This is a genomic window from Catenuloplanes sp. NPDC051500, assembly GCF_044454585.1.
Taxonomy (GTDB): domain Bacteria; phylum Actinomycetota; class Actinomycetes; order Mycobacteriales; family Micromonosporaceae; genus Catenuloplanes.
The window spans coordinates 136,434-150,930 of sequence record NZ_JBITDX010000011.1; the positions used below are offsets into that span (position 1 = coordinate 136,434).

General features: G+C 72.6%; 13 protein-coding genes and 1 riboswitch. Of the genes, 4 read left to right on the top strand and 9 right to left on the bottom strand.

Annotated elements, in window-relative coordinates; genetic code table 11:
* Position 1: 1 nt before the first annotated feature.
* Complete coding sequence (locus tag ACIA8K_RS23105) at positions 2-136, bottom strand: hypothetical protein (protein ID WP_396062480.1); 135 nt, start codon at positions 134-136, stop codon at positions 2-4.
* Between the two features lie 14 nt (positions 137-150).
* On the opposite strand from ACIA8K_RS23105, the gene ACIA8K_RS23110 reads away from it, so the two are divergent.
* Both ACIA8K_RS23110 and ACIA8K_RS23115 read left to right on the top strand, forming a co-directional pair.
* Positions 151-1,581 carry an MDR family MFS transporter gene (locus ACIA8K_RS23110; protein WP_396062735.1) on the top strand — a complete coding sequence of 477 codons (1,431 nt, stop codon included), beginning with the start codon at positions 151-153 and terminating at the stop codon, positions 1,579-1,581.
* Positions 1,582-1,833: 252 nt separating this feature from the next.
* The gene (locus ACIA8K_RS23115; protein ID WP_396062482.1) at positions 1,834-3,129 is read left to right on the top strand and encodes a PQQ-dependent sugar dehydrogenase; all 1,296 of its coding nucleotides are present in this window, start codon (positions 1,834-1,836) and stop codon (positions 3,127-3,129) included.
* Positions 3,130-3,178: 49 nt separating this feature from the next.
* On the opposite strand, the gene ACIA8K_RS23120 is transcribed toward ACIA8K_RS23115, so the two are convergent.
* The 7 genes from ACIA8K_RS23120 to ACIA8K_RS23150 all read right to left on the bottom strand — a co-directional run bounded on the left by ACIA8K_RS23120 (position 3,179) and on the right by ACIA8K_RS23150 (position 11,762).
* Positions 3,179-4,297: a glycoside hydrolase family 19 protein gene (locus ACIA8K_RS23120; RefSeq protein ID WP_396062484.1), complete on the bottom strand. Its 1,119-nt coding sequence runs from the start codon at positions 4,295-4,297 to the stop codon at positions 3,179-3,181.
* Between the two features lie 101 nt (positions 4,298-4,398).
* Positions 4,399-5,337, bottom strand: a complete 939-nt coding sequence (locus tag ACIA8K_RS23125; RefSeq protein WP_396062486.1) for an enoyl-CoA hydratase/isomerase family protein — start codon at positions 5,335-5,337, stop codon at positions 4,399-4,401.
* A gap of 332 nt (positions 5,338-5,669) precedes the next feature.
* Positions 5,670-6,083, bottom strand: a complete 414-nt coding sequence (locus ACIA8K_RS23130) for an RDD family protein (protein WP_396062488.1) — start codon at positions 6,081-6,083, stop codon at positions 5,670-5,672.
* Between the two features lie 163 nt (positions 6,084-6,246).
* A complete protein-coding gene (metE, locus tag ACIA8K_RS23135) occupies positions 6,247-8,487 on the bottom strand; it encodes a 5-methyltetrahydropteroyltriglutamate--homocysteine S-methyltransferase (RefSeq protein WP_396062490.1) in 2,241 nt (746 codons plus the stop codon).
* A gap of 122 nt (positions 8,488-8,609) precedes the next feature.
* Positions 8,610-8,820, bottom strand: a riboswitch (cobalamin riboswitch).
* A gap of 16 nt (positions 8,821-8,836) precedes the next feature.
* Positions 8,837-9,544, bottom strand: a complete 708-nt coding sequence (locus ACIA8K_RS23140) for an ABC transporter permease (protein ID WP_396062492.1) — start codon at positions 9,542-9,544, stop codon at positions 8,837-8,839.
* Positions 9,541-11,046, bottom strand: a complete 1,506-nt coding sequence (locus tag ACIA8K_RS23145; protein ID WP_396062494.1) for a hypothetical protein — start codon at positions 11,044-11,046, stop codon at positions 9,541-9,543. The genes ACIA8K_RS23140 and ACIA8K_RS23145 overlap by 4 nt, the downstream gene beginning before the upstream one ends.
* A complete protein-coding gene (locus ACIA8K_RS23150; protein WP_396062496.1) occupies positions 11,043-11,762 on the bottom strand; it encodes an ABC transporter ATP-binding protein in 720 nt (239 codons plus the stop codon). The genes ACIA8K_RS23145 and ACIA8K_RS23150 overlap by 4 nt, the downstream gene beginning before the upstream one ends.
* 87 nt (positions 11,763-11,849) lie before the next feature.
* On the opposite strand from ACIA8K_RS23150, the gene ACIA8K_RS23155 reads away from it, so the two are divergent.
* Complete coding sequence (locus ACIA8K_RS23155; protein ID WP_396062498.1) at positions 11,850-12,962, top strand: sensor histidine kinase; 1,113 nt, start codon at positions 11,850-11,852, stop codon at positions 12,960-12,962.
* Positions 12,959-13,618, top strand: a complete 660-nt coding sequence (locus tag ACIA8K_RS23160) for a response regulator transcription factor (RefSeq protein ID WP_396062500.1) — start codon at positions 12,959-12,961, stop codon at positions 13,616-13,618. The genes ACIA8K_RS23155 and ACIA8K_RS23160 overlap by 4 nt, the downstream gene beginning before the upstream one ends.
* Here the strand turns inward: ACIA8K_RS23160 and pdxY are convergent.
* A complete protein-coding gene (gene pdxY / locus ACIA8K_RS23165; RefSeq protein ID WP_396062502.1) occupies positions 13,608-14,462 on the bottom strand; it encodes a pyridoxal kinase PdxY in 855 nt (284 codons plus the stop codon). The two genes, ACIA8K_RS23160 and pdxY, sit on opposite strands and share 11 nt — an antisense overlap.
* Positions 14,463-14,497: the final 35 nt, after the last annotated feature.

The following is a 14,497-nucleotide window of genomic DNA, read 5'->3' on the forward strand; positions in this document are numbered from 1 at the left end:
GTCAGGCGCCGGCCGGCGGGCAGCCGAGCAGGGGCAGCCACACCGCGTCGATGATCTCGACGAGGCTCTCGTCCGTGGCCGCGCCCATCGTCATGATGATGTCGTGCCGGAGCAGGTCGAAGGGCGGGTTCACCACCCGGGGCGGGCGGAATCACTGTCATCCTCGACTCGACGATCGTCAGCGTCGCGCTCGAACAACTCGGCACGGACCTGCACGCCGACGTCGGCACCATCCAGTGGGTCAGCACCGCCTACCTGCTCGCGCTTGGCGTCGTCATCCCGATCGTCGGCTGGCTGCAGGGACGGCTCGGCGCCAAACGGCTGTGGATCGCCGCGCTCGCGGTCTTCCTGCTCGGCTCCGTGCTGTGCGCGTTCGCCTGGGACGCGACGAGCCTGATCGGCTTCCGGGTGGTGCAGGGGCTCGGCGGCGGCGTGATGATGCCGCTGATGATGACCATGGTCATGCAGGCCGCCCAGGGCCCGGACCGCGCGCGCCTGATGTCCACAGTCGCGCTGCCCGCCGCGGTCGGCCCGATCCTCGGCCCGGTGCTCGGCGGGCTCGTGCTCGCCGCCGGCGACTGGCGCTGGCTGTTCCTGATCAACGTGCCACTGTGCCTGCTCGGCCTCATCCTGGCCTGGCGGCTCCTCCCGGCCGACGCGCCCGCACGGCAGCCCTCGCCCGCACGGCAGCCCTCGCCGGCAGGGCAGTCCTCGTCGGGCGCGCCGGCACGCCGTGCCCCCCTGGACGTCGTGGGTGTGATGTTGCTGTCGCCCGCACTGGTCGCGCTGCTCTGGGGTCTCTCGAACGCCACAGGTGGCCTCGCCCGCGCCGACGTGCTGATCCCGATGATCGGTGGCGCCGTGCTGCTGGTCGCGTTCGTGTTCTGGGCGCTGCGCCGGGGTGGTGCCGCGCTTGTCGATCTCGCGGTGCTGCGCGGCCGGCCGACCTGGTCCGCGACCGCGCTGCTGTTCCTGTCCGGCGCCTCGCTCTACGGCGCGATGCTGCTCCTGCCGCTCTACTGGCAGCAGCTGCGCGGCCTGGACGCGCTCACCGCCGGCCTGCTGCTCATCCCGCAGGGCGTCGGCTCGCTGCTCAGCCGCACCGCCGCCACCCGGCTGCTCGACAGGTTCAGCGCCCGCGCCGTGTCAGTTCTCGGCTTCCTCCTGGTCGGTGCGGCCACCGTGCCGTTCGCGTTCGCCGGCCCGGACACGCCCGTCTGGCCGCTGCTGGTGACACTCTTCGTGCGCGGCCTCGGCCTCGGCACGGTGATGATCCCGCTGATGATCGTCGCGTTCCTCGGGCTCGACCGCGCGCAGATGCCGCACGCCAGCACCGTCACCCGCATCGCCCAGCAGATCGGCGGCTCGGTCGGCGTCGCGCTGCTCGCGGTCATCCTCACCTCGTCGGCGACCTCGGCCGGATCGCTCGCGGACGCCTTCGACATCGCCTTCCTGTGGAACGCCGGTTTCACCGCCGTCGCCGTTCTGGTCTCGCTGCTGCTGCCCGGCCGCACGAAGACCACAGACAATCAAGAGCCGGCGGGGGTACGGCCGGAGCCCGCGCTGACCACCGGCTCCTGAACCCCGCACGCCACTCCGGGCCGGCGATCGCGAACGCGGGTGCCGGCCCGGACCCGCGACTACGCGGTGGTGGCGATGCCGCCGTCGACCGGGATCACCGCGCCCGTCAGGTAGGCACCCGCCCGGCCGGCCAGGACAACACCGCGACACCCGCCGCCGCGCCCGCCGCACGCCCCAGCAGGCAGGGAACTTGCGGCCGGGCGGGACCAGGGGCTACAGATGGAACCAATGAAAGCGACCCTAGCTGCGACGATGACCAGCTGCCTGATGCTCGCGCTGGCGGGCTGCTCCGGCACCGAGGACGCGCCGGTCGAGGTTGTGCCCACGCTGGCGCTGACGACTGTCCGCCCGCTTGACGGCACCGGCGACGCGCCGTTCGACAGGGAGCGGCAGCTTCAGGCCCCGCCCGGCTGGACGGTCAGCGTCTGGGCCCGCGTTCCCGGCGCGCGGCTGCTCGCCTGGACCCCGGACCGGAGGCTGCTGGTGTCCCGGCCCAAGACCGGCGACGTCATCGCGCTCACGCCCGGCCAGGGCGACGCTCCGGCGACCCAGCAGAGCCTGGTCAGCGGCCTGAACCAGCCGCACGGACTGGCCTTCTCCGGCGACACGCTGTATGTGGCCGAGAGCGATCAGGTGAACGCGTTCATCTACCGGTCCGGCGCGCTGTCCGACCGGCGGGTGATCGCCGGCGGCCTGCCGGACGCGAAGAGCCCGGAGTTGGGCGGTGCCTATGCGCACGCGCTGAAGAGCGTGGCGGTAGGCGCGGACGGCACGCTCTACGTGTCGGTCGGCTCGGCGGGCAACATCTCCGCCGAGGACCGGGACGCCAGCCCGGAGCGCGCCTCGATTCTGCGGATCGCGCCTGGTGGCCGGCCGGAGACCTATGCCCGCGGTGTGCGTAACGGCACCGGCCTGGCGATCGACCCGGACGGTGCGGTGTGGACAGCGGTCAACCACCGGGACAACACGGGTTTCCCGTGGGACGCCGACTACAACGGCGACGGCGGGTCCGACCAGGGCGAGGTCATCCAGGACTACGTCAACGATCACCCGTTCGAGCAGCTGGCGAAGCTGACGCCGGGCCGTGACCTCGGCTGGCCGTACTGCAACCCGGACCCGGACGTCAGCCCTGGTGCGAAGGACTCGCCGCTCGACTACACCAACCGGCCGTTCGTCAGAGACATCCAGACCAACGCCGACGGTACGAAGCTGGACTGCACCACGCTGCCGCCGACCGAGCAGGGCCTGGGCGCCCACTCCGCACCGCTCGGCCTGATCTTCGAGAAGGACCTTCCCGGCGGGTACGGCACGGGCGCGCTCGTCGGTGTGCACGGCTCGTGGAACCGTAAGCCGCCCCGCCCGCCCGAGGTGTCGTTCTTCGCCTGGCGGGACGGCACGCTCGGCCCCCGGCAGACGCTGCTCACCGGGTTCCAGAACGACGACGGCTCCCGCTGGGGCCGCCCGGTGATGGCGGTCCGCGGCCCGGACGGCGCGTTCTACGTCAGCGACGACTCGGCCGGCGCCGTCTACCGCGTCTCCCCCGCCTGACGCGACGCGGGCCGGGCAGGGCCGTCGTACCCTGCCCGGGTCGCGTCCGTCAGCAGTACAGGTTCCCGCCGGGCGTCACACCGAGGAGACCTGTGAAGCGCTGGTACGCGGAGACGCGCGCCTGGACCAGGTCCGGGCGCTTGCCGTCGCACTCGAGTGCGCCGTTGATGGTGCGGACGGTCTGGCCGAAGCCGGCACTGTTGACCATGGCATTGTGGCCGGTCATGCTGCCCGCGCCGGTCGACGTCATCCAGAACCAGATGCCGGTCTTCCAGGCCACCGCGGCGTCCTGCTCGACCCGCCACGGGTTGTTGAGCAGGTCGATGCCGAGCGCGTCACCGGCCGCCTTGTAGTTGTAGTTCCAGGAGAGCTGGACCGGGCCGCGGCCGTAGTAGGCGGCCTGACCGGCGGGACAGCCGAACGGCTGACCCCAGTCGCAGTAGTGCGGGTAGTTCGCGGTGTTCTGCTCGACGACGTACACCAGGCCGCCGGTCTCGTGGTTGACGTTCGCGAGGAACGCGGCCGCCTCCTGTTTGCGCACGGTGTCGCTGCCGGTTCCGGCGAACGCCGGGTAGGCGCTCAGCGCCGCGACGAGCCCGGTGTAGGTGTAGAACGAGTTCCGGTTCGGGAACATCGAGTTGAACTGGGACTCGGTGACCACGAAGCCGCCCGGGTTGCCGCCGCCGGTCGGCACGTTCCACTTCTGGTTGGCCGCGCCGGTGCAGGTCCAGAGGTGCACGACTGTGAGGTCCGCGGACGAGTTCCCCTTGAGGTCCAGGCATTTGTTCGCGTTCGGGTTCACCAGGTCGCGGGCGCCGCTGAACACCCATCGCTGTGCGGCGCTGCCGTTGCAGTCGTAGAGCTGCACCTTTGTGCCGTCCGCGGTGCCGGCGCCGGAGACGTCCATGCACCTGCCGCCGGTACGGATGGTGCCGTCGCCCGGCAGCGTCCACTGCTGGGTGGCGTCGCCGACACACGGGTACAGGTCGATCGCCGTGCCGTTGGCGGTGTTGCCGCCCGCCGCACCGATGCACTTGCCGGCCAGCCCGGTGATCTGGCCGGTCGCCGCGGCCGAGGCGGCCTGACCGGTGGCAGTGAGAAGTCCGGCGGCCGCGGTCAGGCTCAGCGCGGCGGCAAGCAGAGTCCTTCGAAGCTCAGGAATGCCCATACAAGGAAGTCCGTCCTTGTCGATGTCTGCGGGGGCAGCGCGCGCTGCGTCCATGCAACACCGGCGGACATAGACCTGTAAAGATTTTTAAACTTTCTTTATTATTTATCGGGGTACGCCGCTGGCGGGTTCAGCTCGAGCGCCGTGCCGTCCGCCCACGGGCCCGGGTCGGTGAGGAACACGCTCTCGCCGTCCGGCCGCTGCATCTCCACCCAGCGCCGCAGCGCAGCCCTCGTCACCGGCGTCGGCATGCCGGTCATCTGAGACACGCCCTCGCCGGTGAGCGTCTGCCCGGCCGTCGTCTCGTACGCGCGGTTGATCAGGCGTTTCTGACTGGCGACCCGGCCGCGCGGACGGCGCGCGTACCGCTGGGCGAGCCGCTGCGCCTCGGCCAGCGGATCCACCGGGCAGACCCGGTCGATCAGGCCCGCGTCACGCGCCGCCACGGCCGTGAACGGCTCCGCGTCGAGCAGCATCCGCATCGCCCGCGCGGGCCCGACCAGATGCGTGAGCCGCTGCGCGCCGAGCGTGGTGGTAAGCCCGATCGTCAGCTCCGGGACCACGAACGACGCCCGCTCCGACGCCACCCGCTGATCGAAGAAGACGGACAACTCAAGCCCGCCCCCGCCGCACGGGCCGTCGATCGCCGCGATCCACACCGCGGGCGACCGCATCACCGCGGCGGGCAGGGACTGATAGCGGGTCATCGCGTACACACCGGCCAGCGGCGAGCGTTCCAGCAGTCCACCGGCCCCGGCCGCGGACAGCAACCGCACCGCGCCAAGCACCGCGCGCGCGGCCGGCGCCGGCAGCCGCGGTCCCGCGTCCGCCTTGGCGCTGAGGTCCGCGATGTCCCAGTGCGTGATGTACCGCCCCGGCACCGCACTCCCGACCACCACCGCACCGATCCCGGGATCCCGCTCGACGTCGCGCGCCACCCCCAGCAGCGCCTCGACGATATCCCGGTTCAGATAGTTGTGCGGCGGCGCGTCGACCAGAACGGTGAGCACCCGCCCGTCCCGCGCGATCCTGATTGTCACCGTACGGATGCTGACGGGCCGTTGTTGACACCCTGTTGACGGCCGCCCCGGTCCGACGCCACGTCCGGCCACGGCAGCACCTGGGACGTCCTGGTCCGCGACCGTACCGCAGGCACCACCGCCCCGGTCGCGGCCGGCGACCCCGGCGTCCACACCTCCGTCCAGGCCGTCACGCCGGACGGCGCCACCCTGGCCTACTGGTCCGAGGCCGCCGCCCTCGTTCCCGGCGACACGAACGCCGCCGCGGACGTCTTCGTGGTCGACCCCGGCTGCCGCTGACCGTTCCGCGGTGCCGCGCCCGGGTGCCCGGCCGGCGTGACGCAGCCTCGTGGTCAGGCCCCGCTCTCGGCCGCGTTCCGGACCACGACGGTCCGGCAGACCAGGTCGCCGATCGTCTGCCGCCTCGCCGTGACCAGCGGCAGCAGGTATCCGAGGTAGCAGACGGCGGCGTCGAGGAGGTGGGCCAGGTCGCGCAGCGCGGCCCGGCCCACCCCGATCGGCCGCCCGGTGCCGGCGTCGGCAAGCCGGACGCCGAAGAGCCTGCGGCCCCAGCTCTGCCCGGTCCGCCCGGCCAGGTACCAGCGGTTCCAGCAGAACAGCCCGAAGGCGAGCAGGCCCACGACCGCCGCGATGAGGCGCGGGGCGCCCGGCGTGTCGAGGAATTCGGCGGCCACGAACAGCGGAACGGCGACGAGCCCGTCCACGGTGTTGGTGCCGACCCGGATGAGCCAGGGCGCGTAGGTCATCGATGTCTCCCATAGCCGCTGAGGGCACTTCTGATCGGCTCCGGCCGACCGCGTCAAGATTCGCAGTGCCGGCCGTGACCGCGCGTCAGTGGGAAGTGAGGTCCTCGCGGCCGTCCGGTCATCCGATCGGATGACCGGACGGCGCGCATCAGGGGCGTACGGCCTACCGGCCCGTGCGAACGTCCGCGGCGGCCGCGACCATGCGGGTCAGCGACGCCTCCACCTCGGCGTACCCGCGGGTCTTCAGGCCGCAGTCCGGGTTCACCCACAGCCGTTGCGCGGGGACGGCCTCGACCGCACGCCGCAGCGACGCGGTGATCTCCGCCTGGGACGGCACCCGCGGGGAGTGGATGTCGTACACCCCCGGACCGACGCCCCGGCCGTACCCGGCGGCGTGCAGGTCGTCGAGCACCTCCATCCTGGACCGGGAGGCCTCGATGCTCGTCACGTCCGCGTCGAGCGCGTCGATCGCGGGCAGCACCTCCCCGAACTCGGAGTAGCACAGGTGCGTGTGGATCTGGGTGGCGTCGTCCACGCCGGAGGTGGCCAGCCGGAACGCGCCGACGGCCCAGTCCAGGTAGGACTTCTGACCGTCGCGGCGCAGCGGAAGCGTCTCGCGCAGCGCCGGCTCGTCGACCTGGATGACCCGGATCCCGGCGCGCTCCAGGTCCGCGGTCTCGTCGCGCAGCGCCAGCGCGACCTGGTTGGCCGTGTCCGCGAGCGGCTGGTCGGTGCGCACGAACGACCAGGCCAGAATCGTGACCGGGCCGGTCAGCATGCCCTTGACCGGCCGGTCGGTGAGCGACTGCGCGTAGGACGACCACTCGACTGTCATAGCGCCCCGCCGCGCTACGTCACCGTAGATGATCGGCGGGCGCACGCACCGCGAGCCGTAGGACTGCACCCAGCCGCCGCTCGTGGCCGCGAAGCCGTCGAGCTGCTCGCCGAAGTACTGCACCATGTCGTTGCGCTCCGGCTCGCCGTGCACGAGCACGTCCAGCCCGAGCCGTTCCTGAAGGCGGATCACGCCGAGGATCTCCGCCCGCATCTGGTTGCGGTAGCCGAGCGGGTCAAGCGTGCCGGCCCGCAGCGCGGCCCGTGCCTTGCGCAGCATCGCGGTCTGCGGGAACGAGCCGATCGTGGTCGTCGGCAGCGGCGGCAGCCCGAGCCGGGCCTGCTGCGCGGCGGCCCGGCCGGCATAGGCACCGCGCCGGGAGTCCTCCGGCCGCAGCGCGTCGAGGCGGGCGCGGACCCCGTCGTTGCGCCAGGCCGCGGGCGGCGGGCCGAGTGGCTCGGGCAACGCACCGGCCGCCCCGGCCAGCGCCACCACCTCGTCAACCTTCTGCCTGGCGAAGGCGAGCCGTTTCCGCAGCTCAGGAGCAAGATCCAATTCAAGATCGAGATCCACGGGTACGTGCAGGAGCGAACACGACGTGGCCACCGCGACCTCGCCCGCAAGCCCGGTGAGCGTGGCCAGCCGCGCCGCCGCCGTGCGCAGATCCGTGCGCCACACGTTGTGCCCGTCGACCACCCCGGCCACGATCGTCTTCTCCCGCGCGTTCCCGGCCGCCGCGAGCGCGTCCAGGTTGCCCGGCCCGGCGACCAGGTCCAGGCCGACCGCCTCGACCGGCGTGTCAAGCAACGCGGGCAGCGCGTCACCGAGCTCGCCGAAGTAGGTCGCGACGAAGATGCTCGGCCGGCGTGCGACCGCGGCGAGCGCGATGTAGACCGCCCGGAGCGCGTCGATCTCCTCCGCGGTACGGTCGGCCGCGTAGGCGGGCTCGTCCAGCTGCACCCAGCGCACGCCCGCCGCGGCCAGCTCGCGCAGGATGTCCGCGTAGACGGCGACCAGGTCGTGCAGCCTGTCGAACGGCCGGAACCCGCCCGGTGCGCCCTCCGCCGCCTTCGCCAGCAGCAGGAACGTGGCCGGCCCGACGAGCACCGGCCGGCTGTCGATGCCGAGCGCGCGGCTCTCCGCGTACTCACGCAGCGCCTTTGTGGGTGTGGCTGTGAAGACCGTGTCCGGGGCGATCTCCGGGACCAGGTAGTGGTAGTTCGTGGCGAACCACTTGGTCATCTCCAGCGGCGGCTGCGCGTCCGTGCCACGCGCCATCGCGAAGTACGTGTCGAGGTCGCTGAGGCCCAGCCCGGCGAACCGCGCCGGGACCGCACCGACCGCCACCGCCGTGTCGAGCACGTGGTCATAGTAGGAGAACGTGTTGGACGGGATCGCCTCGATCCCCGCCTCACGAAGCGTGCGCCAGACGTCCGCGCGCAACCCCGCGGCGATCTGGTCGAGCTGCCCGGCGTCGATGCGGCCGGCCCAGTAGGCCTCGACCGCCCTCTTCAGCTCGCGATCCGGGCCGATGCGCGGATAGCCGAGCACCGTGGTGTGACCGAACATGTGAAACCTTCCCTCGAGGTCGGCGGACCCGTCGGAAAGGCTGGGTGAGGCACGGCGGCCGGTCTGCGCCTCCGGTGACCCGCCCTGGCCCTCCCGAGGGACCGTCGGCAGCGCACACCGGTCCCGGTGTACGCGGTGCGGGCAGGTCTTCGGACTCGTGGGCGCGTCACTCGTTCCTACCGGCCGTCGCTTCCCAGGCTCCGATTGCGGAGCCCAGTGCTTGATGACGGCTTTCGTTCCCACTCACCGCTGCGGGGCAGTCCCGGTTTCCCACCGGGTTCCCTCTTACGACGCCGTGGGCGACCACGGCGAACCAGCACTGCCCGACATCCTACGGCCTCGGCACCGCTCAGGCGTCCCGGCGGTGCAGGACCACCGCCCCGATGACAAGCGACGCCACGGACCACGCGGCCAGCACACCGAGACCGGCCCACGGCGTGATCGGCGGGCCCGTCGTCGCCTGGACGGACAGGCCGGACGGCATGGGGGCGAAGCGGCGCAGGGCCCGCTGTGTGTCCGGGTCGGTGACGGTCGTGGCGATCAGTGGGGGCGCGTAGAGCAGCACCAGCACCAGCACGACCGCGGCCGAGGTCGCCGGGTCCCGGAGCGCCGCGACGACGCCGAGCGCCAGCAGTCCGATCAGGATCAGGTAGAGCACCGACCCGGCGGCGGCGCGCAGCCCGGGACCGCCGACGGGCAGGATCGCGCGGCCGGCGGCCAGGCAGCCGAGCACCGCGAGCCCGCCCGTGACAAGCGTCGACGCGCTCACCACGAGAGCCTTGACCCCGAGAACCACAAGCCGCCGGGGTACGGCGGTGAACGTCGTCCGCAGCGATCCCCCGAGGACCGAGACCGCCAGCAGCACCACGAGCGCCTGCCCGAGCCGCACCCCGGCCAGGGTAAGCGCCGCCGGGTCGAGACCGCACTCGTTGCGCGGGCACGCGGCGACCGCGAGCAGGCTGACAAGCACTGTCACCGCCACGATGGACGGCAGCAACAGGTGGACGGCGGGCTCGGTGCGCAGCCGCGTCCACTCCGCGTGCAGGGCCGGGATCACAGGTCGGCCCGCCGCAGCCGCACGCCCGCCAGGACGAGCGTGAGCGTGGCGTACCCGGCCAGCACCGCGAGCCCGCCCCAGGCCGGCAGCGGGAAGTACCCGGCCATCGGCACGTAGTTGGCGATCACGTGGGCGTACGCCGGCTCGGTCTGCTGCACCGCGAAGGCCGCGGCGGGAGTGACCCGCAGCAGCCACTGCGACGCCCCCGCGGGCAGCCCGCCCACAACCGCCGCAAGGTACGGCAGCACGACAACCGCGACGGCCAGCCCGGCCGCGGGCAGGCTGCGCCGGACCAGCGCACCGAGCCCGAGGGCGAGCAGCGCCACCCCGGCGGTCAGCAGCCCCACCGTGAGCGACAGCGTGACCACGTCCGGGACCGGCAGGAACGGCCTCCGGGACCCGTTGGCGTGGAGCACCCGTTCCGCGACCGGCACGACGAACGCGGCGGCGGCAGTCCCGGCGGCGAACATGGCCGCGCCGAGCACCGCGGCCTTCGCGAGCAGGATCCGGGCGCGGCCGGGGGCGGTCAGCGCGGTCACGCCGACCAGGCCGAGGCGCAGTTCCGCGGTGATGAACTGGACGGCCACGACGATCACCACGATCAGGCCGATGACCAGGCCGAGCAGCGTCATCTGGGTGCCGGGTCCCTCGCCGGCGAGGGGTGCGATGTCGCCGTTGCCGCTGACCGTCCAGACGCCTGCGGACTCCTCCGCGCTGCCGGGGTGGTGGACGGGGCCGTCCGGTTCGGGGTCGGCGCCGACGTCGTCGCGCAGCCACCCGCCGCCGGGTACGGCCCCGGTCAGGCCGAGATTGTCGAACGTGGCGGTGGTCGTGGACAGGCGGGCCTGAGCGGTGCCGCCGCCGACGCCGTTGTGCACGGTCAGGTCGCTCGGCGAGGTGACGAACAGCCCGATCTCGACCGGGCCGGTGAGCGTGGCGGTCCCGACCCGGGTCCAGGTGACGCCGTCGGCGGACTCCTCGCCGGTGAGCGTGCCGCCCACCCGGGTCAGCCGCAGCCAGCGTGGCGCGCCTGTGGACACGGCGCCGGGCAGGCCCGCGACGTCGTGGACGAAGTCGTGCTGGAGGCGTACCCCGTGCTCGGCGGTGGTCATCAGCGCCACGTAGCCGGAGCCTTCAGTAGTGCCGCGCTTGGCGATGATCCCGGCCTTCGCCCACGGGACCAGGCCGGGGACGATCGTGTCGTGGTTCGGCGGCGGGTAGGTGATGATCCCGGTCATCGAGGTCACCCGGACCGTGATCGTGCCGTCCCCGGGCAGGGGCTTGTGCACGAAGTAGAATTTGTCGCGCACGGATTCGCCGCCCGGCCCGGCCGGGGGTGTCGGGCACTCGACGTCGACGGTGCCCTTGGAGCAGACAGACACGCTGTTCGCGGCGACGAACAGGCCCAGGCCGACGATCAGCGCGGCCGTGGCGACGGTGCCGAGCACCAGGCCGCGTACCGTGCGGAATTTCGTCAACTCCGCGTGCAGGAGCCGGCTCATCGGTAGTCCACCTCGTCCCGGGTCAGCGCGAAGTAGGCGTCCTCCAGCGAGTCCGCGCCCGCGACCAGGTCGGCCACCGTGGTGTCGGCCAGGACCCGGCCCCGGCCGGCGACCACCACGTGCGCGGCGATGTGCTGCAGCTCGCTCATCAGGTGGCTTGAGACAAGCACGGCCCGCCCCTGACCGGCGAGGCCGGCCAGCAGCCCGCGCATCCACACGATCCCCTCCGGGTCGAGGCCGTTGAACGGCTCGTCGAGCATCAGCATCGGTGGGTCGCCGAGCAGCGCGGCGGCGATCCCGAGGCGCTGCCGCATGCCGAGCGAGTAGGCACCGGCCCGGCGGCGTCCCACCTCGGCAAGCCCGGTCAGCGCTAGCACCTCGTCGACCCGGCGGGCCGGGAAGCCCTGCGAGTGGGCCAGCCAGAGCAGGTGGTTGCGGGCGGTCCGGCTCGGCTGGACCGCGCCCGCGTCGAGCAGCGCGCCGACCTGGGTGAGCGGCCGGCGCAGGGTGCCGTAGCGGACGCCGCCGACGAGCGCGGCGCCGGAGTCCGGCGCGACCAGGCCGAGCACGACGCGCATCGTGGTGGACTTGCCGGCGCCGTTCGGGCCGACGAAGCCTGTGACGTGCCCCGGCCGTACCGTGAAGGACATGTCGTTCAGGGCGGTGGTCCGCCCGTAGCGTTTGCGGAGGCCGGTGACCTCGATCGTGGATTCCATGGCGGTGAGTTCTACGGACCGGCAGGTAACGCGGGCCGAACACGGCCTGTCATTCCGCTGTTAGGGGCGGACCGGCATCCTGGTCGGATGCGGACGGTACGGCTGAGGTTCACCATCATGTACGTGGCGCTGTTCATGCTCTCCGGCGTTGCGCTGCTCACCCTCACCGGCCTCATCACGGTCTCCGGGTCGAGGCAGGTCGCGCCCGGCCCGGACCAGCAGCACCGGCCGGCCGACGCCGCCCGGATCGCCGAGCTTGAGTCGCGGCTGGAATCGGCGCGTCAGGACCAGGCCCGGCAGCTGCTCACCGGCTCGGTGATCGGGCTGACCGTGATGGGAATCGCGTCGGTGCTTCTTGGCCGGTCGGTCGCCGGCCGGGTGCTGCGCCCGCTGCGGACGATCACCGCGGCCACCCGCCGGATCACCGCCGACAACCTGCACGAGCGGCTCGCCGCGCCGGGCCCGGACGACGAGGTCAAGGCGCTCGCGGACACCATCGACGACCTGCTGGAACGGCTGGAGCAGGCGTTCGAGGCACAGCGCCGGTTCGTCACCAACGCCTCGCACGAGCTGCGCACGCCGCTGGCCACGATGCGGGCCACGCTCGACGTCGCGGTCGCCAAGCCCGGCCCGGTGCCGGCGCAGACGACAGCGCTCGCCGGCCGGTTGCGTACCGAGCTGGACCGGGTCGACGCGCTTCTCGACGGGTTCCTGACGCTTGCCCGCACCGCGCACGGCGTGCTTCCGGACCGCGAGCCGGTCGACCTCGGCGCGCTTACCGCGGCGGTGCTCGGCGGCCTGGACACCGGGCGGCTGACCGTGGACGCGGAGCTGGGCGATGGCGCCTGGACGCACGGCAACGCGGTGCTGCTCGCCCGCATGGTCGGCAACGTGGTCGGCAATGCGATCACCCACAACGAGCCGGGCGGCTGGATCCGGGTCGCGGTCACGGACGGCACCGGCACCGCGCTGCTGACCGTGGAGTCCGGCGGGCCGCCGCTGGATCCGGCGCGGGTCGCCCGATTGGGCCAGCCGTTCCAGCGGCTCGGGGTGGCGCGCACGGCCCGTACCGGGACCGGGTTGGGCCTGTCGATCGTGGCGGCGATCGTGGCGGCGCACGGCGGGACGCTCACGCTTGACGCCCGGCCAGAGGGTGGGCTCCGGGTCACGGTCCGGTTGCCACTCGTGGTGGGCGCATGAGGGTGCTCGTGGTCGAGGACACGCCCACGCTCGCCGACGTGGTGGCGGAGGGCCTGCGCGATCAGGGGATGGCCGTCGACGTCGCGCTGGACGGCCTCACGGCCGCGGAGAAACTGGATCTGGCCCGGTACGAGGTGGTGGTCCTCGATCGTGACCTGCCCGGCCTGCACGGCGACACGCTCTGCCAGATGATCACCGAGCGCGATGACCGGCCGATGGTGCTGATGCTCACCGCCGCGGCCGCACCGGGTGACCGGGTCACCGGCCTCACGCTCGGCGCGGACGACTACCTGGCGAAGCCGTTCCACTTCCCCGAGCTGGTGCTGCGGATCCGCGCGCTGGCCCGCCGCCGCCCGTCGTCCCGGCCGAGGACGCTTCGTGCGGCGGGCCTGGAGCTCGACCCGGCCCGCCGGACCGCCACCCGCGACGGCCGGCTGCTGGACCTTTCCGTCAAGGAGTTCGCCCTGCTTGAGGCGCTGTTGCGGGCGGCGCCGGCGTTCCTGAGCGCGGAGACGCTGCTGGAGCAGGTCTGGGACGAGAACGCGGACCCGTTCACCAACACCGTCACGGTGACGATCGGCCGGCTGCGCCGCAAGCTCGGCGACCCACAGGTGATCACCACCATGGCCGGTGTCGGTTACCGGGTCAGCGGCTGACCCGCTCCGCGGTGAACTGCATGCGCGGTGCGGCGAAGAACTCCTGGGCCTGCACCAGCCGCAGCTCCCGGTCGCCGGACCGGTAGGTGGTATCGATCAGGTCGAAGACGCTCGACGCGGTGCGCTCAAGCGACACCTTCGCGTCCCGGGTCTCGACGTAGTGGGCGGTGAACAGCGCGGCCGTGACGTCACCGGACCCGTTCGCCTTGAACGGCAGGTGCGGGGTGGTCACCAGCCAGGCGCCGGCACCGTCCACGACGAGCATCTCGATCGTGCCCTCCGCCCGGTCCGGCCGCTCCACGCTTGTGACGAGCACCGTCGACGGGCCCATCGCGCGGGCCAGATCGACAGAGGCAAGCGTCGACCCGATGCTCGCCGGCTCGGTGCCGGTCAGGAAGCCAAGCTCGAACTGGTTCGGCGTGATGATGTCGGCGACCGGCACCACCCGGTCCCGCAGCAGTACGGGGATCTCCGGCGCGACGAAGCAGCCGGACTTGGCGTTGCCCATCACCGGGTCGCAGGCGTAGAGCGCGGCCGGGTTCGCGGCCTTCACCCGGCGTACCGCGTCGACGATCACATCGCCGATGCCCACGCCGCCCTGATATCCGGACAGCACGGCGTCGACCTGCGGGAACACGCCACGCTCCTCCACGCCGAGCAGGACCTCGGCCACATCCGACGGCGGGATGAGCGGGCCCCGCCACGCGCCGTACCCCGTGTGGTTGGAGAAGTTCACCGTCAGGACCGGGACGACCTCAACGCCGATGCGCTGCAGCGGGAACACGGCGGCGGAATTCCCGACGTGCCCGTGTGCGACAGCCGACTGAATGGAGAGAACCTTCATTCCCGCAGCCTAGAACCCAGGCCGGGTGTGGCGCC